This window comes from Planifilum fulgidum, assembly GCF_900113175.1.
GTDB classification, from domain to species: Bacteria; Bacillota; Bacilli; order Thermoactinomycetales; family DSM-44946; genus Planifilum; species Planifilum fulgidum.
In genome coordinates this window covers 118,737-137,830 of sequence record NZ_FOOK01000004.1, presented here as the reverse complement: position 1 = coordinate 137,830, position 19,094 = coordinate 118,737, and the positions used below count along the sequence as shown (strand labels likewise).

Here is a 19,094-nt window from a genome sequence, read left to right as displayed (position 1 = left end):
CCGCCATGCCGAAAGCCCGGAGCCCCGGGCCGATTTTCAATCAAACGAAAACACCCGATAGCCCGCATCGCTCAGAATGCGGATCGCCCGTTTCAAATCCTCTTCCTTTTGGAACACGAGCCGGAGCACGCCGGCGGCATCCTCCCGGTTCTCCATGATGCCGATGTTGCTCAGGTTGATGCCCTCGTTCCCGAGCAACATGGCCACCCAGCCGATCACGCCGGGTTGGTCCGGCACATCCACGTAACACTCGAAGGAGGGGAGCAACATGTCCTTTTTCCGTTCGGGGAGCTGTTGTCGAAGGAATCGCGCCCGGCGGAAAAAATTTTCGATCTCCTCCGCATCTCCCCGCTCGATGGCGTCCCGCACCTCCTCCATCACCGACAGCCAATCCTCCATCAGCCTGAGCAGTTCCCCGCGGTTGCTCATCAGAATGTCCCGCCACATGACGGGATGGCTGGCGGCGATCCGGGTCAAGTCCCGGAATCCCCCCGCGGCCAGGCGGTGAAACCATTCGTTTTCCTCGTTGTAACGCCCCACCTGATTGACCAAACCGGCGGCGATGATGTGGGGCAGATGGCTGATCGCCCCCACCAGCCGGTCGTGGTGATGGGGATCCATGATCACCATTTTGGCCTTTGTCGCTTGCTGGAGAAGACTGCTCAATTTTTGCACTTCAGAAAGCGGCGTCTCCGGCGAGGGAGTCAAAATGTAATAGGCGTTTTCAAACAGCAAGGAATGGGCGGCCTCCACACCGGAACGGTGGGAGCCTGCCATCGGGTGTCCGCCGATGTATGTCACTCCCCGCTTTCGAAATTCCTCGAACCAACGGACCAATTTTCCTTTGGTGCTGCCCACGTCCGAGATGATGCACCCGGGAGAAAGGGGTTGCCGTTCCAGGCGGGACAAAAGTTCGGGAATCGTTCCCACGGGGACCGCCAAAAAAATGAACTCCGCATCCTTCACCGCCTCTTCCAGCCGGCGGCTTCCTTCGTCGATGACACCGGCGGCGACGGCCCAGTCCAGGGTTTCCTGGGAATGGTCATAACCAAAGACGCGGCAATTCGTCCGCTCTTTCAGGCAGAGAGCCAGCGAACCGCCGATCAGGCCGACTCCCAGCACCGCCGCCTTCATGGCCGATCCGCTTCCTTTTCCGCCACAAACTCCCCGAGCGCATCCAAAAAGCGCCGGTTCTGTTCCGGCGTTCCCACCGTCACCCGGATGAAGGTGGGATAACCCAAAGCCTTTCCGGAACGAACGATCACCCCTCGTTTCAGCAGAAATTCAAAGGCTTCATCCGCGGGACGGCCCGTGTCCAGCAGAATGAAATTCCCGTGAGGGGGATAATAAAACAGATTCCACTCCTCAAGCCGGCGTAAGATCTGCTCGATCCCCCGCCGGTTTTGTTCCCGGCATGTTCGGACGAAGGCTTCGTCCTCCAGGGCGGCGAGCGCCGCCCGTTGCGCCAGACGGTTCACGTTGAAGGGCTCCCGCACCCGGTTCAGTTCCCGCACGATGTCGGGGTGGGCCAGCCCGTAGCCGATCCGGAGCGAAGCCAGCCCGTGGATTTTAGAAAAGGTCCGGAGAACGATCAGCCTCGGATGTTTCTCCAGGAGCCGAACCGAATCGGGATAGGCGGGATCCGTCACATATTCGGCGTAGGCTTCGTCGATCACCACCAACACGTGATCGGGAAGTTCCTCCAGGAATCCGGTGAGGGACGGCGCATCGACAATGGTTCCCGTCGGGTTGTTGGGATTGCAGATCCACAGGATCTTGGTCCTGTCCGTCACCCGCCGCAGCATTCCGGAAAGATCATGCACCCCCTCCCGCAGGGGAACCTCCACCGGTTTGGCCCCTTCGATCAACGTCTGGGTCTTGTACCGGGGAAAGGTCTTGTCCGCCATCACCGCTTCATCGCCCGTTTCGAGATAAGCTCGGGAAACCATTTGAATGATCTCATCCGAACCGTTTCCGAGGATGATCCCCTCGGGATCCACCTTGAGCCGCTCCGAAAGCGCCCGGCGCAGTTCCGGGGCCGTTCCCTCCGGATAGAGGGGAAGCGAGGAAAATTCGGATGCAAGGCGTTCTTTCACCTTTGGAGAGCACCCAAAGGGGTTCTCGTTGGAAGCCAGCTTGATCACGTCATCGAGCCCCAGCTCCCGCTTCACTTCTTCCAAGGGCTTGCCCGGCTCATAGACCGGCAAGCCGCGAATGGCTGCCTTCGGTTTCATATGGTTCCTCCCCGCTGTTTTTCTCTTTATCTTACTCCGTTTTCAGCCTCCTGACAAACCTCCGGATATCCTCCAGGGCCTGCGGCCGATCTTCCTCACGCCGCAGCTTCTCCGAAACGGAAGCAATTTGTTCGACAAGGGCGCTTCCGACCACCACACCGTCGGCAAACCGGGAAAAGTGGCGGACATGCTCCCCCCGGGAGATGCCGAACCCCACCACGATGGGAACCGGAGAGCGGCTCCGTACTTCCTGAAGGAAGCGCTCCACCCCATGGGAAAAGCGTTCCCTCCGCCCCGTCGTCCCCAGGGACGAAACGCAATAGACGAACCCCCTGGCCCGGGACGCGATTTTCCCGATCCGCTCCCGGGAAGTGGGAGCCACCAGCGGAATCAGGGCCAGTCCCGCCTGGTCGCACAGTTCGCGCAGTCCCTCGCTCTCTTCCACGGGCAGGTCGGGAACGATGAGGCCGTTGAATCCCGCCCGCTTGGCATCGGTGACCAGCGGGCGAAGGCCGTAGGAAAGCAGCGGGTTGTAATAGGAAAACAAGATCAGCGGCACCTGTACTCCCCGCTCCCGGGCGATGGAGACCATCTCCCACAAGCGGTGCAGTGTCACTCCCTGGCCCAGGGCCCGCCAGGCCGCCTGCTGGATCACCGGACCGTCGGCCAGCGGATCCGAAAAGGGAAACCCCACTTCCACCGCCGTCGCTCCCTCTTGATCCAGCAGCCGCAGCAGGGACACCGTCGTTTCCATGTCGGGATCCCCCGCCATGATAAAGGGGATCAGCCGGGGAGCCCGGCTCCTTTGAAACGCTTCCCTAATCCGCTCCATCCGCCGACCCTCCCATATGCGCCGCCATCGTCTCCACGTCCTTGTCTCCCCGGCCGGACAAACAGATCAGAACGATCCGGTCCCTTCCGGCCGCTTTGGCGATTTTCACCGCTTCCGCGACGGCGTGAGCCGACTCCAGCGCCGGCAAAATGCCCTCCGTCCGGCACAGCAGGCGAACCGCCTCCAGCGCTTCCCCGTCCGTCACCGCCGTGTACCGGACCCGTCCCGTGTCCTTCAGATGGGAATGTTCGGGACCCACCCCGGGGTAATCCAATCCTGCGGAGATCGAATGGGCCGGAAGCACTTGTCCGTGTTCGTCCTGCAGGAGATAACTGTAGGAGCCGTGCAGCACACCGGGCCTTCCCTTGCACAGCGTCGCCGCGTGTTTCCCCGTGGACAGGCCTTTCCCCGCCGCTTCCACACCGTGCAGCTGGACTTCCCGGTCTTCCAAAAAGGCGGCAAACATGCCGATCGCGTTGCTGCCCCCGCCGACACAGGCCACCACATGGTCCGGCAGACGCTTCTCCTTTTCGAGGATCTGCTTCCGCGCCTCATCCCCGATCACCCGCTGAAAATACCGGACCATCTGCGGATAGGGATGGGGGCCCACCGCCGACCCCAACATGTAAAAGGTGTCCTCCACGTGGGTGACCCAATGACGGATCGCCTCATTGGTGGCATCCTTGAGAGTGCGCGTCCCCGAACGGACGGGCACGACCTCCGCCCCCAACAACTTCATCCGGAAGACGTTCAACTTCTGCCTTTGAACATCCTCCTCCCCCATGAACACGACGCACTCCATTCCCAGCAGAGCCGCCACCGTGGCGGAAGCCACTCCGTGCTGACCCGCGCCGGTTTCGGCCACCAGGCGCTTCTTCCCCATCCTGAGGGCCAAAAGCGCCTGCCCCAGGGTGTTGTTGATCTTGTGGGCGCCGGTGTGGTTCAAATCCTCCCGCTTCAGGTAAATCCGGGCGCCTCCGACCTTGCGCGTCAATCCTTCGGCAAAGGTAAGGGGCGTGGGCCGTCCGGAATATTCCTCCCTCAGCTCCTTGAGCCTTCTGAGAAACCGGGGGTCTTCCACCGCTTCGCAAAACCCCTTTTCCAGTTCAAAGAGGGCGTTCATCAATGTTTCCGGGACGTAGCGGCCCCCGTAGGGGCCGAAATGGGAGGAAAAACGCTTAGTTTGGGTTGCAAACTGGTTTTTGATCATATATTCTCACCCTCTCCACAAAGGAACGGACCTTTTCCCGGTCCTTGCATCCGTCCGTCTCCACTCCGCTGGACACGTCGACTCCGTCCGGAGCAAAACGCGCCACAAGCTCCCCCACGTTTTCGGGATTGAGTCCGCCGGCCACCCAAACCGGACGCTTGGCCGCGTGCCACTTTTTCCTGATCTCGACGATCCGTTCCCAGGAAAAGCGGATGCCGGTCCCCCCCTTTTGCCCGCCGGAGGCGGAATCCAGCAAGACACTGTCCACCCAGGGGGCGTAGGCTTCCGCGGTCCCTTTTTCCGCCGCTTCATCCGGGGTGAACGCCTTGATCACTTGCACCGACAGGGTCTTTTTGACCCACCGGCAAAACTCGGGGGATTCTTCCCCGTGCAGCTGCACCGCGTCCAGATCGGCTCGGAAAAACCAGTCCATCACTTCATCCCGTGTCGGATTCATCATCACGCCCACGGCCATGGCACCCGGCGGAAGCATCCGGAGGAGAACCTTCAGCTGTTCCGGCGGCACAAATCGCCGCCGCCCGGGAACCAGAATGAATCCGGCGGCGTCCAGATCGACGCCCTGGAGGGCCTCCATGTCCGACGTCGTCCGAAGCCCGCAAATCTTCACAAAGGTTCGTCTCAAGCTGCCCCACCCCCGATCAACGCGCGCACGGCGCTTTCCGGATTCTCCTGCCGCATGAGGAACTCGCCCACCAACACGCCGTCCACCCCCGCCCGGGCCATTCGCCGCACATCTTCGGGGGAGGTGACGCCGCTTTCCCCGATTACCGGAATCGTGTCCGGAAGCAGCGGCCTGAGCCGCTCCGTGGTGCCGAGATCGGTTTGGAAAGTGACCAGATCCCGGTTGTTGATTCCGATCACATCCGGCTCGCACGCCAAAGCCCGTTCGATCTCCTCCTCCCGGTGAATCTCCACCAGCACCTCGAGGCCGAGGCGGTGGGCGGCTTCGCTCAAGCGCCTCAATTGCTCGCGATCCAGCAGGGCGGCGATCAGCAAAATGGCGTCTGCTCCCAGCATCCGGCTTTCCTTCACCTGGAGCGGATCCAGGATGAAATCCTTGCGCAAGACGGGAAGGGACACCGCTTTTTTCACCCTTTGGAGGAAAGCGCCTTCCCCTCCGAAAAAGCGCCGGTCCGTCAGGACGGAAACGGCGCTCGCTCCGCCCCGCTGATAAGCGGTCGCCATCTCCACGGGATCCACCTGTTTTCGGATGACCCCCCTGGAGGGGGAAGCCGGCTTCACCTCGGCGATCAGGGCCGGTCCGTCCCGGCGGGCTTGAATCGCCTCCGACAGGGAGAGCGTCTTCATCCCGGACTCCCCGCTCCCCTCGGGGAGGAGATGTTTCAGCTCCTCGATTTCCCTGCGCTTCTCCGCGACGATTTTCTCAAGAAACATGGCTGACCTCCCGTGAATACCGGATCATGGTCTCCAGTTTTTCGGACGCCCTACCGCTGTCCACCGCATCGGCGGCCTTCCGGACCCCCTCGGCAATGCTCTTCGCCCGGCCGGCCACATACAGGACGGCTCCGGCGTTGACCAGAACGACATCCCGGCAAGGCCCCTTTTCTCCCCGGAATACCTCCCGCAGGATCCGCGCGTTGGTCCGGGCATCGCCGCCGGACACCGCCTCCTGCGGGGCCGGATGAACCCCCAAATCCTCCGGGATCACCGTGTAGGTTCTGATCTGCCCGTCCTTCACCTCGCTGATTCGCGTCGGCGCGCTGATGGAGATCTCATCGATTCCGTCCAGGCCGGCCACCACCAAGGCCCGTTCGGCGCCGAGCGTCAACAGGACGCGGGCCACCGTTTCCGTGAGGGCCGGATCAAACACGCCCATCAGTTGCCTCTTGACGCCCGCGGGGTTCACCAAGGGCCCCAGCAGATTGAAACAGGTGCGGAATCCCAGCTCCTTGCGGGTCGGCATCACCTGCTTCATCGCGGGATGAAACAGCGGGGCAAACATGAAACAGATTCCCAGACGGTCCAGCGCCTTTTCCGCTTCCTTCGGCGACATCTGGATGCGGATGCCGAGGGCCTCCAGCACATCCGCGCTTCCGCTCCTGCCGGATACCGCCCGGTTTCCGTGCTTGGCGACGGGAATGCCCGCCGCCGCGGCCACAATCGCCGCCCCGGTGGAAATGTTGAAGGTTTTCCCTCCGTCGCCGCCGGTGCCGCAGGTGTCCACCGCCCCGGGAACCCGCGGGTATACGGAGGCGGCTTTGCTCCGCATCCCTTCCGCCAATCCCGTCAATTCCTCCGCCGTTTCCCCCTTCATGCGCAGGGCCGTCAGCACCCCGCCCATCTGCGAAGGGGAAAGCTTCCCTTCCATCATCCGGATCATCAGCTGACGCGCCTCTTCCCTCGTCAGGCTTTCCCCCTGCACCAACTTGGACAAGCATTCCCGGATCATCCGCCTCTCCCTCCCTGTCAGGATCCGATCGGTTTGAACAAGGTTTCCGCCAGCTCCAGCGCCCGAAACATCCCTTTGGCTTTATTGAGGGATTCTTCATATTCCCCCGCCGGGGAGGAATCGATCACCACTCCCCCTCCGGCCTGGACATACGCCTTGCCGTCGCGAAAATGAAGGGTGCGGATGGCGATGCAGGTGTCGAGATTGCCCGCAAAGCTGAAGTACCCCACCGCCCCCGCGTACACCCCGCGCGGCTCCGGCTCCATCTCTCCGATCAATTCCATGGCCCGGACCTTCGGGGCGCCGGAGACGGTTCCCGCCGGGAAGACGGCGCGCAAGGCGTCGATCGGCGTGCGGCCGGGGGCCAACTCGCCGGTCACGTGGGAAACCATGTGCATCACGTGGGAATAGCGCTCGATCGCCATCTGCTGGGTCACGCGCACCGTCCCGTAGCGGCAGACGCGTCCCAGGTCGTTTCGCCCCAGGTCGATCAGCATGACATGTTCGGCCCGCTCCTTTTCGTCTTGCAGAAGCTCGGCCGCAAGTCTCTCATCCTCCTCGGCCGTCCTCCCGCGGGGGCGGGTCCCCGCAATGGGACGCGTCTCCGCTTTCCCGCCGTTGACGCGGACCAGCAACTCCGGTGAGGAACCGGTGACCACCTCATCCCCCATCTTCAGGTAAAACATGTAGGGGGAGGGGTTCAGGATCCGCAACACGCGGTACACGTCAAAGGGGGGCGGAGCGGGATGCCAGGTCCACCGCTGGGAGGGAACCAGCTGAAAAATGTCGCCCGCCCGGATGTGTTCCTGGGCCCTTTTCACCATCGCTTCGTACTGGTGGCGGCTCATGTTGGAGGAAGCCCGGAAAAGATCCGGCTCTCCCCCCGCCTCAAAGGGCGCGTCGAGAAAGAAAGCCAGTTCAGGACGGCGGGAGCGGATCCTTCCCGCCCTTTCCTCCAGCTCCTCCACGGCCCGCAGGTAAAGTTCCATAAGCGCCGCTTCCCCCGCTTCCCCGGGGACGTGGAGATGGTGAACCAGCGTCACCTGTTGCCTCAAATGGTCAAAAATCAGCACCCGGTCGCAAAACATCAGGTGGAGATCCCGGGCCCCGGTCCCTTTCCCCGCGTGGGGAAAGGGAGGCAGGGATTCCATGTAGCGAACCGCCTCGTAGGCGATATACCCCACCGCCCCTCCCAAAAAGGGGGGATGACCGGGATAGTCGGGAGTGTGGTACCGTTTCAGCAAATCCTGCACCACATCGAAGGGATCGGCCGCCAGGCGCCTGGTCCCCTCCCTCCCGGACAGGGTCACCTGACCCTCCCGGCAGGTGACGATCAAGAACGGATCGGCCCCGATGAAGGAGTATCGGGCCCACTTCTCTCCTCCTTCCACGCTCTCCAGCAGAAACGAATAGGGCCGGTCGCGCAACCGGTCGTACAAAGACACCGGCGTTTCCGTGTCGGCATAAATCGTCTTGCACAGGGGAATGGACGAATAGGTCTTGGCAAGCCGCTTCACTTCGGCAAACGGGGGGTAAATCACCTTCTCCCTCCTTCCGGGAGGGCAGAACGGAAAGGGGAAAACCAAGGGGAAAAAAGGGGGAAAGAGGAAAATAAAAAGATCAAAGCATGGAAAGCTTTGATCGGAGTACCCGTCCTTTGGCTCCGCTCCGCTCTGCTCTCCTCTGCTCTCTTTGCTCAGCTGGGCTCTGCTCAAAAATTCATTGGATTATCATCACTTTAATCGAGTTTGCCGTTTCTGTCAATCCTTTTTGAGACCTCACCCTGACTTCAACCGGCGGAGCACCCGCCGGATTGCCTCCTCCGGAATGCCCCGCACCAACCGCACCGAGCCGATGCGTTCCGGAAGCACAAAGGCGTATACGCCGCCCCTCGCCTTCTTGTCCCGGCGCATCAGTTCCAACAGCTTCTCTTCAGGCCACTCGCCCGCGAGATGGACCGGCAGGTGAAAGGCCTGGAGCAACCGTTTCGTCGGTTCCACCACATCCCGCGCCGTCCCCAGCGCTTCCGCCAGCATCGCCGCTCCCACCATGCCGATGGCGACCCCTTCACCGTGGGTCAGTCCCGCATATCCCGAAGCCGCCTCCAACGCGTGCCCGATCGTGTGACCGTAATTGAGAATCGCCCGGAGGCCCGCTTCCCGCTCATCCTGCGACACCACCTCCGCCTTGATCCGGCAACCGTTCCAGATCGCCTCCTCCACCAGGGAAGGCTCCAGGCGCAGAAGGCGTTCGCTGTTTCGGAGCAGCCAGTCCGCGAAGGAAGCATCGGCGATCAGGGCGTGCTTGACCACCTCCGCATAGCCGGAGACCACCTCCCGCCTGGGCAGGGTGCGGAGGGTGCTGACGTCGAACACCACCATGAGCGGCTGGTGAAACGCGCCGATGACATTTTTCCCGAGGGGGTGATTCACTCCCACCTTTCCGCCGACACTGCTGTCGTGGGCCAGAAGGGTCGTGGGCAACTGGACAAAGGGAATCCCGCGCATGTAAGAAGCCGCCAAAAAACCGGCCAAATCCCCGACAACACCGCCTCCGAGGGCCAGCACCACCCCCTGGCGATCCAGTCCGAATCGGAGTCCTTCCTCCACCAGCCGGGAAAGCTGTTCCAGGGATTTGGAGGATTCCCCGGCGGGCACCGACGCCTCTCCCACCCGGTAACCCGCCGCCCGCAAGGGGCCGGCCACCTTCTCCCCGTACAGCGGACCCACATGGGTGTCCGTCACCAGCATCAAGGGGCGATCCGGACCGATCCCCCGACTCCGGAGCCATTCGGGCAGCCGGGCGTACAGATCCCGTCCGATCAGGATCGGGTAGGTTTGCTCGCCTGTGGAAACCTTCAGCGTCCGCATGGTCAAAACCTCGCAATCCGTTTCCGGTATTGCTCGACCTGTTCGATCAGCTCCGGCATCGTGTCGGCGGGAAACTTCTCCGTCAGCGCCTGCGCCACTTCCCAGGCCACCACATTTTCGGCCACCACGCAGGCGGCGGGAACCGCGCAGCTGTCGGAGCGCTCGATGCTCGCCGCAAAGGGCTTCTTCGTCTCGATATCCACGCTGCGGAGGGGTTTGTACAGGGTGGGAATCGGCTTCATCACCCCCCGCACCACAATCCGCTCGCCGGTGGTCATCCCGCCCTCAAAGCCGCCGGCCCGGTTGGTCGCCCGGTAAAAGCCCCTGTCTTCGGCCCAAAGGATCTCGTCATGCACCTCCGATCCCTTTCTCCGGGCCGCCTCGAAACCGATCCCGATCTCCACTCCCTTGAACGCCTGGATGCTCACCACCGCCCGGGCGATGCGGGCATCCAGCTTCCGGTCCCAATGCACGTGGCTGCCGAGTCCCGCCGGCGCCCCCTCCACGATCACTTCCACGATCCCGCCCAGGCTGTCCCCTTCCTTTTTCGCCTCATCGATCAGACGCATCATTTCCTTTTCCGCCTGCGGATCGAGGCAGCGAACGGGGGAAGCCTCCGCCCGGCGGAGGATTTCGTCCAGAGGCAGATCCGGCGTCGCCTCCGCCTCCGCCGTCCCGATCCGCACCACGTGACCCGCCACGCGGATTCCGCACAGCTCCAGCAGCTGGCGCGCCACGGCCCCGGCGGCCACCCGGGCGGCCGTCTCCCGCGCGCTGGAGCGCTCCAGCACATCCCGCATGTCCCGGTGCCCGTACTTCAATGCTCCGTTCAAATCCGCATGTCCCGGGCGGGGGCGGGTCACCCTCCGCTTTTCCGCGTACTCCGGGATCGGATCCGTTCCCATCACCTTTTTCCAGTGAGTCCAATCCTTATTTTCAATCACCAGCGTCACCGGCGCGCCGGTGGTTTTTCCAAACCGCACCCCCGACAGCACCTGGACCCGGTCCGACTCGATCTGCATCCTGCGCCCACGGCCGTATCCCTTCTGCCTGCGGGCCAGCTGTTCATCCACCTTTTCCCTGGAAAAGGGCAGCTGGCTGGGCAGGCCCTCGATAATCACCGTCAACTGGGGACCGTGGGATTCTCCCGCCGTCAAATAGCGCACGACTTCTCCCCTCTCCCGAAAAAACTTCGCCACAAATTTTCTTAGTATCTTATCACACAAACGGGCGAAGCGGAATCGCCTTTAGGCGTTTTCATAGGAATAAAAAAGGTTTGCGTAGCAAACTTGTTTAAATTAATGACACGGCAAAAACCCGAGCCTTCTCCGATGCAGACTCCCCGTTTCTGCAGAAAACGTCCACCGCATCCTCCCGCACGTCCGCATCCTCGCATCCCATTCCTTCACAAAACAAAAAACCCGGCTTTCGCCGGGCTATCGCAGACCCTCAGTAGATCCAGCGGTCGATGGTTTTCTCATAGGAAATCTGATCCTGCTCCCGAAACCAGAGCTTGATCTCCCGTTCCGCACTTTCCGGCGAATCGGAACCGTGGATGATGTTCATCCCCACGCTGATGCCGTAATCGCCGCGGATCGTCCCGGGGGCCGCGTCGGCGGGATTGGTTTTCCCCATCATCTGACGGGCGACGGAGATCACGTTCTCCCCTTCCCAGATCATGGCGAACACCGGTCCGGAGGTGATGAAACCGACCAATTCCTCAAAAAAGGGCTTTTCCCGGTGCTCCGCATAATGGGCCTCGGCCAGTTCCCGGGACACCGTCATCAATTTGGCCGCAATCAGTTTGAAACCCTTCTTCTCAAACCGGGAAACGATCTCGCCGATCAAACCCCTTTGGACGCCGTCGGGTTTGACCATGAGAAACGTCCTTTCCATGCACGAATCCTCCGTTTCCAACAACATATGTAATGGATGTCGCTTCAGGGGCAATCGGATTGTACCAAAAACCCGGCCGAAAAGCAAACCCTAATAGGAGCGGCTGCCCACAAACCGGGCGATGCGCTCCAGGGAATCCCGCGCTCCGCAAGAAGGGAGACGGCTTAAAACCGAAAGCGCCTTTTGGAGGTATCGTTCCGCAAGGCCCATCGCATAATCGATCCCTCCCGAGCGGCGCACGATGTCCAGCACGGTGGAAAGGGGAATCTTTTTCCCGTTGGACTTCAGATAGGTCAATATGCGCTCCTTCTCCCGGGGTTCCGAGGTGCGAAGGGCATAAATCACCGGCAGGGTCACGTTTCCCTGGCGCAGATCGCTGCCGGCCGGCTTTCCCAACACCGACTCGTCGCCGATGAAGTCCAGCACGTCATCGGTGAGCTGAAAGGCCATGCCCACATAATAGCCGTAGAGATAAAGATTTCGGACAATCCACTCTTCGGCACGGCTGACCAAGCTTCCCAGTTGGCAGCTGACGGCCATCAAAAGGGCCGTCTTCCGTTTGATCCGCCGGAAATAGCGGAGGAGGGACGGGGAGGCGTCATAGAAGTCCCGGACCTGATCGATCTCTCCCCGGCACATATCCATGATCGAGCGGGAAAGAATCCGGTGCACAGCGGGATCTTCAATTTCCGTCACGACCTGCAGCGAACGGGCAAAAATGTAATCGCCGGTGTACATGGCCACCCGGTTGTCCCACTGGGCCTTCACCGTCTTTCGGCCGCGGCGGGTATCCGCGTCGTCGATCACGTCATCGTGAACCAGCGTGGCCATGTGGATCAATTCCAGCGGAACGGCCACCCGTTTCAGCCGGTTGATGTCGTATTGGCCGAAGTGTCCGGACAAAAGCACAAAGAGGGGGCGGATCCGCTTTCCCCCGGCCTCCAGAAGGTGACCGGAGGATCGGTTCAACCCGGCCTGGTCCGTGACAAGAGTGGCGGCCAGCTCTTCTTCGATGACTTTTAAATCGCTTCGAAGTTCTTCATAAATATCCAAGAGCTTCATCCACAACGGGCACAAAAAATCCGCTTCCCCGATGAGGGGGCCGTTGCACCCTTCCATCCCTTCTTTGACGATTTGCGGAAGATGAAGAGACCGCAGCGTTCGGCCCGGAGGCATCTCCCCTCCTAACAGGGCGTCCCCGCCGGAAGATCCATGACCCGGATCTTGACCTCCCCGGGAAGCAACCCCAGCTCTCCGGCATACCGATAATACGCTCTCAATCCTTCCAGCTGCCTTTCACCCAAATCATAACACAGCCCGGTGTAATACCGGAACCAAAATTCGGGGCTGCCCCCCAAACGCCGGCGGGCCTCCTCCACCACCGGGAACAGATCCTTCAAGCCCTTCTCTTTGCTCCCGATCAACCGGGAAGCAATCACCGCCACTTCATCCCGGAGCCGCTCGGCCACCTCGTCCCGGACCGCCCACACGGCAAAGGTCATGTCCAACCCGGTCCGCTTGTACCATTCCTCGCCGAGATCCAGCGCCCGATAACCCGGATTCTCCCAGGCTCCCCGCACCGCGTCGTCCCCGATCAGCAGGGCCGCATCCGCCTCTTTCATCATCTCCTCCAGCGACGGGGGCATGGTGAGGTATTCGGGATCTCCCCCCTCGAAATACTGGAGGAGAATCTTCAGAAGAGCGACGGACGTGGCCGAGGTGTTGGTGACGGCGATGCGGGCGGAGCGGAGATCGGACAGTTCCGCCTGGCGCGTGAAAAGGTAGATCGACCTCACCGGCCCTCTCGAACTGACGGACAAATGCGGAACCAGGGTGTACCGGGTGTGATTTTCCCCGTAGGCGAAAGAAGAGATGGGGCCCATGTCGATCTCTCCCGCAGCCATGCCGCGGTTCAACTGGCTCGGCACCTGGTGAATCATCTCGACATTCAATCCCGACGGATCAAAAAAATGATAGATCGGAAGAATGTTGGTAAAGGCGATGCGCCCAATCCGAATCGGTCTCAACAGGAACCCTCCCATCGCTTGTACAGCCGGTGCGGTATGTTCAGCTGATCCAGCACCTTGCCGGCAACAAATCGAACCATGTCCTCCAAATTGCGGGGGCCGTGATAAAAGGCGGGCATCGCCGGAAGCACCGTCGCCCCGCATCTCGCCAATTTGGCCATGTTTTCCAGATGAATCAGGCTGAGGGGCGTTTCCCGGGGAACCACGATCAACGGCCGCCCCTCCTTCAGCATCACGTCGGCCGCCCGTTCCAGCAAATTGGAAGAGATCCCCTGGGCAATCTTCGCCAGGGTCCCCATCGAACAGGGAATCACCACCATGGCGTCGCAGGGAAAGGAACCGGAGGCGATCGGCGCACCGATATCCCGGACCGGATAATAATGAAGAAGCCCGGAATCGGCCTTTAAAGCCTCCCGAAGCGCTTCCTCCCGCCGTTCCACCCTCCAGCCGTGCTCCTCCTTGAGCACCCGCCATCCCGCCTCCGTCACCGTGACGTGAACCTCGTGCCCCTGTCGGAGCAGTTCCTCCATCAGGCAAAGGGCATAGGGAGCGCCGCTCGCCCCCGTCATCCCGATCACCAGCCGCTTCATCCCCAGATCACGTCCACCATCGCAAACAAAAAGACCACCACGCTCATGACGCCGTTCATGGTGAAGAAGGCCGTATTGAGCCGGGACAAATCATCCGGCGAGACGATCCGGTGCTCATAGATCAGGATGGCCGCGGCCGCCAGCACGCCGGCAAAAAACCATCCGCCGAGCGGGGTAAGCAGCCACAGAAGCAACAGTCCCAGGACGGTTCCCACGTGAAGCCAGCGGGAGATTAGAAGGGCGCGCCTCAGCCCGAAGCGGGCGGGAATGGAATACAACCCCTCCCTGCGGTCAAACGCTTCATCCTGGCAAGCGTAAATCACGTCAAAACCGGCGGTCCACAGAGCCACGGTGGCGAACAGCAAGAGCGCGACGCCGTCGATCTGTCCCGTCGTCGCCACCCATCCCCCGAGGGGGGCCAGACCGAGGGCGGCGCCCAGCACGAGATGACAAGCCCATGTGAACCGCTTCGTGTAGGAATAGATCACCAGCACAAACACCGCCAGGGGAAACAGCTGAACGGCCAGCTTGTTGAGGTTGTAGGCGGCGATAAAGAGCATCAGGAAAGAGACGATCACAAACCACCAAACCGCCGGAACGGAAATTTGCCCCGCCGGAATGGCCCGGTTGGCCGTCCGGGGATTTTTGGCGTCGATGTGCCGGTCGATCAGCCGATTGAGGGCCATCGCCGCACTGCGGGCGCCCACCATCGCCAAAGTGACCCATCCGATCTGTCCCCAGGACGGAAGCCGGTCCATCACCACCAGACTGCCCAGCACCGCACCGAGATAAGCGAAGGGCAGGGCAAAAACCGTATGTTCAAACTTGATCATGTTAAGGATCACTATTACCCGGTTGATGATCCAACCCATCGTCATCCTCTACCTTCTTCCTCTGCCTTCTCTCTCTTTCGCCCGATATGCACCGCGGCGATTCCTCCCGTCAAGGGATACACCCGCACATCCGCAAGCCCCACTTCCTCCTCCATGATCCGGGCCAATTCCCGATGACCGGGAAAATGGACCAGCGACTCGGGAAGCCAGCGGTACTGCTCGTAGCGGCCGGCCAGCAGCTTGCCCAACAGGGGGAGAATGCGCCGGAAATAGACGTAGTATACCGCCCGAAACGGCGGCCAGGTCGGCTTGGACAGCTCCAGGGAAACCACCTGTCCCCCCGGCTTCACCACCCGGGTCATCTCCCGCAGCACGTGCCGGAAATCGGGCACGTTCCGGAGCGCAAAGCCGATGGTGGCGTGGTCAAAGGTGTCGTCGGGGAAGGGAAGCTCCATCGCGTTTCCCCGGACCAGACGGACTCTTTCCCCCAGTCCCCGCCTTTCCACCTTTTCCTGTCCCACCTTTAGCATGTTCCCGCTGAAATCCAAGCCGACGACCTCTCCCGTCACCGACGCATCCGCCAGGGCGATCGCCCAATCGCAAGTGCCGCAACAGACATCGATGGCGGAATCCCCGGGGCGGACCCGCATCATCTCCATGGCAAACCGGCGCCAGGCCTTGTGACGGCCGAAACTCAAGATCGTGTTCATCCGGTCGTAGTCTTTGGCGATGCTTTCAAACACCCGGTAAACAAACTGTTCCTTGGACGGGACAGGAGATTCCTTGTGCATCATTTCGCTCATCCCTCTCGCGCCAGCGGCTCTGTCAAGTACGAATCAAAGCGTTCACCGATCATTCGGAGCAGTTCCCGGCGAACTTCCGGGTGGGCGACCGCCGCCGCCTCCCGCCTTACGCTCGCCAGGAGCGACCGGATCAACTCCAGCCGCAATTCGCCGGATGCAAACGCCGGCGCGGCGCCCGGGTATTCCGCATCCGCATCGGCCAACCAATCGAGAACGGTCAGATCGGGAGCCAACTCCCGCCACGGGTTGTCCGATCTTTTCCCATCATGAAAAAGATCGGACAAGGCGGAAGGCAGATTCCCCCGGATGCGCCGAATGAGGCCGAGATACGTGGGCGGTGACACCTGTCGGCCGTCGGAGAGGGCATACAATTCCATCTTGGCTTCGTTCACTTCACAAACCGCTTCCGACAGCCGGGAAATGGTCCGGATCTCCCCTCGCTCGGCCAAAAGCCGGTAAAACAGGCTGCTAAAATAATCGCCCGCCAACACGAACAATTGGCGGGATCGCATCCCCTGTTCCGCCCGTTCGGGCCCGACGGAAACCCGCTCGTGAAGATCCAGCCCCATTTGAAGCAAGGTGGTGGCCACGCAGTGGAGCCGGATGCGCTCGCTTGGAAGAGAAAAGGATTTAAGGAGCAGATAGAGCATCTTAACGAAAAAGGCCGAAGTCTTCGGTCGGCCGATATGTCTTTCCACGAAGGGATCCCGGGTGCGTGCGGCGATTTCACCGATGACCCGGTCCATCTCGCCATGTATGGACATGTCGCGCCCTCCATTAAGGTTTCTCAGCCCCGGCCCTCGCCGGATCGCTTTCCACGGATTCCCCTTCGGCGATTTCCTCCCGTGGCCCTCCCGCCGGATCCCTGATCACTTCCCCCGGGAGCTATCCGATCATGTCGCGGAAACCACACGCACGCCGCGGCCATGATTGTCAGGAAAACTGAAAATGGTGGAAACAAGGAAAAGTTCCTTTACCAGTATACCATACTCCCCTTTATGCGGGAAGCGACCGCCTTCCTCAACCGGAAGAAGGGTCCGCATACCGCACCTTGAAGGTCCCTTCCAAGTATTCGCGGTAAGACAGCCCTTCCCTGTTCTCCATCCCGGGGTCCCGGGACAGGTCCCGACGATCCGCCTCCACCGTCAGCCACGGGGACCCGTCCCCGGGACGGTAGACCCGAAAGCGAAGCTGCTTCACATTTTTGGCCACAACCAAGGAGTTTCGGGTCAGAGTGAACAGATCGGCGCAGACGCGCTCCCGATCCAGATCCTTATCCGATTCCAGATCGAGGGACAGGTAACCGTCCTCCCAGGATGCCCGGAGGATCCGCAGGGACACCGGCTGACCCGCCAAAAAATCAACCAGCGTGTCCTTCGAAATCCAAACCGGAGACAGGGGACTGAAAACCGGCTTATCGGAGGGACTCCCCGCGGGATCGGACAACGACGGCAAAACGGAGAGCAGCGCCGCCAGCATGGCCGACAGAAAGACGGAGGCAAACAGATGACGGGCCAAACGGGTCACCGGATTTCCCTCCCCTTGTTCCTTCTATTAACATTTTATGGCCAAGCCGGCGCGCCATGACTTTTCTCAGGACTCTCCCGCCTCGATCCTTCCGTGGCGGGTCAGGACCTCCGCCTTGCCGCGGATTTTGATCGCCGAGGTGTGCTCGGTGAATTGAGCGATCATCACTTCGCCCTTATCCAGCTTTTCCGAATGATGAAACCGGGTATCCTTTCCGCGGGTCAGGCCGATGACATTGACCCCGTTCTCCTTCGCTTTGATCACCACAAAATCGCCGTACATCATTCCCTCCACCGCTCCCACCTCCCTCCAGGCAGATCCTGAATAATGGTTTCACATCGGCATGAAAAAACCCTCCCGAAACGGAGGGTCTTTTCTTGGTCGGGCTAGCCGGATTTGAACCGACGACCTCTTGCGCCCCATGCAAGCGCGCTACCAAGCTGCGCCATAGCCCGACATCCTTGACATCTTTCATTGGAGTGACGCTTATTAATATAGCGCGTTCAACTTCAGATGTCAAGGGGTTTGCCAAAAGTTTTTTCCTTCCTTTTACCGGTAGCCGATCAGGCTGAAGGCTTCCGCCCGGGCGGCGGCATCCCGGCTGAAGATGCCCCGGACGGCCGAGGTGACCGTCTTGGAACCGGGCTTCTTCACTCCGCGCATGGTCATGCACATGTGCTCCGCCTCCACCACCACGACCACCCCGTGCGGCTCCAGCCGTTCCATGATCGCATCGGCCACCGTGGAAGTAATCCGCTCCTGCAGCTGGGGACGGCGGGCGACCGCCTCGACGGCCCGGGCCAACTTGCTGAGGCCCGTCACCCGTCCCCCCCGGGGGATGTATCCGACATGGGCCTTCCCGAAGAAGGGAACCAGATGATGCTCGCATACGGAAAAAAACGGTATATCCTTCACCAAAACCAATTCTTCGTGATCCTCGCTGAAAATCACAGAAAAATAATCGCGGGGATCCTGGCCGAGGCCGGAAAAGATCTCCTCGTACATGCGGGCGACCCGCGCAGGAGTCTCCACCAGTCCCTCGCGATCCGGATCCTCTCCCACAGCCTCCAGGATCATCCGCACGGCCTGCTCAATTTTTGCATGATCCACTCCCATCGATCTTCGCCTCCAATACTTGTCGGCCGATCGGGCCGCATCGCCAAAAAGGCTTTCCGGATGATTATACCACAGACAAGCCTGGGCCTGCGTCCCGCCGCAGGCCTTCATTCCTATTGTAGCAACGAACGGCGCAAAACAAAAAGGCCCCGAGGGGCCTTTGCGGAGAAGTGCCGGAAAACCTATCCGGCTCAAATCGGGCGCGGAGCCGCGGTGCTTTGGATCCGCCTTAAAAGGGCCGTTTCCAGTAGGGCGTTATGTAGAAATCTTCACCGGCTGTTTACTTCTTCCTTCAACGCTTTGCCCGGTTTGAAGGCCGGAACCTTGCTTTCGGCGATCTGAATCTCTTCCCCGGTTTGCGGATTGCGTCCCTTGCGCGGGGCGCGCTTGCGCACTTCAAAGTTGCCGAATCCGATCAACTGCACCTTGTCCCCTGCGCGAAGCGCTTCCTTGATCGTTTCAAAAACGGCTTCCACCGCCTGGCTCGCATCCTTTTTGGTCATCTCCGTTTTCTCCGCCACCCGGGCGACCAACTCCGCCTTGTTCACAAGCTTCACCTCCATATGAGTTCCACGATCGCTCTAACTCATGTTTACCCGTTCCGCGGCTGGCCTATACCCTTTTCCACCGAGCCAAACGATCGTGGGACACACCTATAGTAATACAGACCGCAAGGCGTTATCAAGAGGGAAGGAGGCGCCTTTTTTCAGCAAAAAAAGCACTCA

21 protein-coding genes and 1 tRNA gene are annotated in these 19,094 nt (G+C 60.9%); all 22 read right to left on the bottom strand.

All coding sequences use genetic code 11. The annotated features are described in order from the left end of the window. Positions 1-36: 36 nt before the first annotated feature. Positions 37-1,134: a prephenate dehydrogenase gene (locus BM063_RS03645; RefSeq protein ID WP_092035953.1), complete on the bottom strand. Its 1,098-nt coding sequence runs from the start codon at positions 1,132-1,134 to the stop codon at positions 37-39. Then, the gene (hisC, locus tag BM063_RS03640; RefSeq protein WP_092035952.1) at positions 1,131-2,234 is read right to left on the bottom strand and encodes a histidinol-phosphate transaminase; all 1,104 of its coding nucleotides are present in this window, start codon (positions 2,232-2,234) and stop codon (positions 1,131-1,133) included. Before hisC ends, BM063_RS03645 begins: the two co-directional genes overlap by 4 nt. A gap of 31 nt (positions 2,235-2,265) precedes the next feature. After that, the gene (trpA, locus tag BM063_RS03635) at positions 2,266-3,066 is read right to left on the bottom strand and encodes a tryptophan synthase subunit alpha (protein ID WP_092035951.1); all 801 of its coding nucleotides are present in this window, start codon (positions 3,064-3,066) and stop codon (positions 2,266-2,268) included. Further along, positions 3,053-4,276 carry a tryptophan synthase subunit beta gene (trpB, locus tag BM063_RS03630; RefSeq protein ID WP_092035950.1) on the bottom strand — a complete coding sequence of 408 codons (1,224 nt, stop codon included), beginning with the start codon at positions 4,274-4,276 and terminating at the stop codon, positions 3,053-3,055. The genes trpA and trpB overlap by 14 nt, the downstream gene beginning before the upstream one ends. After that, the gene (locus BM063_RS03625) at positions 4,245-4,919 is read right to left on the bottom strand and encodes a phosphoribosylanthranilate isomerase (protein WP_092035949.1); all 675 of its coding nucleotides are present in this window, start codon (positions 4,917-4,919) and stop codon (positions 4,245-4,247) included. Before BM063_RS03625 ends, trpB begins: the two co-directional genes overlap by 32 nt. After that, entirely contained in the window at positions 4,916-5,692 is a 777-nt protein-coding gene (trpC, locus tag BM063_RS03620; protein WP_092035948.1) for an indole-3-glycerol phosphate synthase TrpC, read from the bottom strand. Before trpC ends, BM063_RS03625 begins: the two co-directional genes overlap by 4 nt. Then, positions 5,682-6,707 carry an anthranilate phosphoribosyltransferase gene (trpD, locus tag BM063_RS03615; RefSeq protein ID WP_092035947.1) on the bottom strand — a complete coding sequence of 342 codons (1,026 nt, stop codon included), beginning with the start codon at positions 6,705-6,707 and terminating at the stop codon, positions 5,682-5,684. The genes trpC and trpD overlap by 11 nt, the downstream gene beginning before the upstream one ends. A 17-nt stretch (positions 6,708-6,724) precedes the next feature. Further along, on the bottom strand, positions 6,725-8,248 hold the full coding sequence (trpE, locus tag BM063_RS03610; RefSeq protein WP_245751999.1) for an anthranilate synthase component I: 1,524 nt from the start codon (positions 8,246-8,248) through the stop codon (positions 6,725-6,727). A 237-nt stretch (positions 8,249-8,485) separates the two neighbouring features. After that, positions 8,486-9,577 (bottom strand): 3-dehydroquinate synthase, encoded by a 1,092-nt coding sequence (aroB, locus tag BM063_RS03605; protein WP_092035946.1) that lies wholly within the window; start codon positions 9,575-9,577, stop codon positions 8,486-8,488. A gap of 2 nt (positions 9,578-9,579) precedes the next feature. Next, the gene (gene aroC, locus BM063_RS03600; protein WP_092035945.1) at positions 9,580-10,743 is read right to left on the bottom strand and encodes a chorismate synthase; all 1,164 of its coding nucleotides are present in this window, start codon (positions 10,741-10,743) and stop codon (positions 9,580-9,582) included. 283 nt (positions 10,744-11,026) lie between these two features. Continuing rightward, complete coding sequence (gene ndk, locus BM063_RS03595) at positions 11,027-11,473, bottom strand: nucleoside-diphosphate kinase (protein WP_092035944.1); 447 nt, start codon at positions 11,471-11,473, stop codon at positions 11,027-11,029. Positions 11,474-11,563: 90 nt separating this feature from the next. Then, on the bottom strand, positions 11,564-12,649 hold the full coding sequence (locus BM063_RS03590) for a polyprenyl synthetase family protein (RefSeq protein WP_342713736.1): 1,086 nt from the start codon (positions 12,647-12,649) through the stop codon (positions 11,564-11,566). A gap of 8 nt (positions 12,650-12,657) precedes the next feature. Further along, positions 12,658-13,500 carry a menaquinone biosynthesis protein gene (locus tag BM063_RS03585; RefSeq protein WP_245751998.1) on the bottom strand — a complete coding sequence of 281 codons (843 nt, stop codon included), beginning with the start codon at positions 13,498-13,500 and terminating at the stop codon, positions 12,658-12,660. Then, positions 13,497-14,090, bottom strand: coding sequence for a UbiX family flavin prenyltransferase (locus tag BM063_RS03580; RefSeq protein WP_092035942.1), 594 nt, complete (start codon positions 14,088-14,090; stop codon positions 13,497-13,499). The genes BM063_RS03585 and BM063_RS03580 overlap by 4 nt, the downstream gene beginning before the upstream one ends. Continuing rightward, positions 14,087-14,962 (bottom strand): UbiA-like polyprenyltransferase, encoded by an 876-nt coding sequence (locus BM063_RS03575; protein ID WP_092036008.1) that lies wholly within the window; start codon positions 14,960-14,962, stop codon positions 14,087-14,089. The genes BM063_RS03580 and BM063_RS03575 overlap by 4 nt, the downstream gene beginning before the upstream one ends. A gap of 2 nt (positions 14,963-14,964) precedes the next feature. Then, positions 14,965-15,714, bottom strand: coding sequence for a demethylmenaquinone methyltransferase (locus BM063_RS03570; RefSeq protein ID WP_092036006.1), 750 nt, complete (start codon positions 15,712-15,714; stop codon positions 14,965-14,967). Positions 15,715-15,722: 8 nt separating this feature from the next. Next, positions 15,723-16,490: a heptaprenyl diphosphate synthase component 1 gene (locus BM063_RS03565; protein WP_092035941.1), complete on the bottom strand. Its 768-nt coding sequence runs from the start codon at positions 16,488-16,490 to the stop codon at positions 15,723-15,725. Positions 16,491-16,746: 256 nt separating this feature from the next. Next, positions 16,747-17,253, bottom strand: coding sequence for a hypothetical protein (locus BM063_RS03560; protein ID WP_092035940.1), 507 nt, complete (start codon positions 17,251-17,253; stop codon positions 16,747-16,749). A 66-nt stretch (positions 17,254-17,319) separates the two neighbouring features. Beyond that, positions 17,320-17,538 (bottom strand): trp RNA-binding attenuation protein MtrB, encoded by a 219-nt coding sequence (mtrB, locus tag BM063_RS03555; RefSeq protein WP_092036005.1) that lies wholly within the window; start codon positions 17,536-17,538, stop codon positions 17,320-17,322. A 93-nt stretch (positions 17,539-17,631) separates the two neighbouring features. After that, positions 17,632-17,708 (bottom strand) — tRNA-Pro (locus BM063_RS03550). A 94-nt stretch (positions 17,709-17,802) separates the two neighbouring features. Then, the gene (gene folE, locus BM063_RS03545; protein ID WP_092035939.1) at positions 17,803-18,369 is read right to left on the bottom strand and encodes a GTP cyclohydrolase I FolE; all 567 of its coding nucleotides are present in this window, start codon (positions 18,367-18,369) and stop codon (positions 17,803-17,805) included. A gap of 269 nt (positions 18,370-18,638) precedes the next feature. Beyond that, positions 18,639-18,917 carry an HU family DNA-binding protein gene (locus BM063_RS03540; RefSeq protein WP_092035938.1) on the bottom strand — a complete coding sequence of 93 codons (279 nt, stop codon included), beginning with the start codon at positions 18,915-18,917 and terminating at the stop codon, positions 18,639-18,641. Positions 18,918-19,094 lie beyond the last annotated feature (177 nt).

Excerpts from the sequence above, each read along its gene's own strand:
- BM063_RS03645 (WP_092035953.1), bottom strand. The coding sequence starts at position 1,134 with ATGAAGGCGGCGGTGCTGGGAGTCGGCCTGATCGGCGGTTCGCTGGCT.
- hisC (WP_092035952.1), bottom strand. The coding sequence starts at position 2,234 with ATGAAACCGAAGGCAGCCATTCGCGGCTTGCCGGTCTATGAGCCGGGC.
- trpA (WP_092035951.1), bottom strand. The coding sequence starts at position 3,066 with ATGGAGCGGATTAGGGAAGCGTTTCAAAGGAGCCGGGCTCCCCGGCTG.
- trpB (WP_092035950.1), bottom strand. The coding sequence starts at position 4,276 with ATGATCAAAAACCAGTTTGCAACCCAAACTAAGCGTTTTTCCTCCCAT.
- trpC (WP_092035948.1), bottom strand. The coding sequence starts at position 5,692 with ATGTTTCTTGAGAAAATCGTCGCGGAGAAGCGCAGGGAAATCGAGGAG.
- trpD (WP_092035947.1), bottom strand. The coding sequence starts at position 6,707 with ATGATCCGGGAATGCTTGTCCAAGTTGGTGCAGGGGGAAAGCCTGACG.
- aroB (WP_092035946.1), bottom strand. The coding sequence starts at position 9,577 with ATGCGGACGCTGAAGGTTTCCACAGGCGAGCAAACCTACCCGATCCTG.
- ndk (WP_092035944.1), bottom strand. The coding sequence starts at position 11,473 with ATGGAAAGGACGTTTCTCATGGTCAAACCCGACGGCGTCCAAAGGGGT.
- BM063_RS03590 (WP_342713736.1), bottom strand. The coding sequence starts at position 12,649 with ATGCCTCCGGGCCGAACGCTGCGGTCTCTTCATCTTCCGCAAATCGTC.
- BM063_RS03580 (WP_092035942.1), bottom strand. The coding sequence starts at position 14,090 with ATGAAGCGGCTGGTGATCGGGATGACGGGGGCGAGCGGCGCTCCCTAT.
- BM063_RS03575 (WP_092036008.1), bottom strand. The coding sequence starts at position 14,962 with ATGGGTTGGATCATCAACCGGGTAATAGTGATCCTTAACATGATCAAG.
- BM063_RS03570 (WP_092036006.1), bottom strand. The coding sequence starts at position 15,714 with ATGCACAAGGAATCTCCTGTCCCGTCCAAGGAACAGTTTGTTTACCGG.
- BM063_RS03565 (WP_092035941.1), bottom strand. The coding sequence starts at position 16,490 with ATGTCCATACATGGCGAGATGGACCGGGTCATCGGTGAAATCGCCGCA.
- mtrB (WP_092036005.1), bottom strand. The coding sequence starts at position 17,538 with ATGATGTACGGCGATTTTGTGGTGATCAAAGCGAAGGAGAACGGGGTC.
- folE (WP_092035939.1), bottom strand. The coding sequence starts at position 18,369 with ATGGGAGTGGATCATGCAAAAATTGAGCAGGCCGTGCGGATGATCCTG.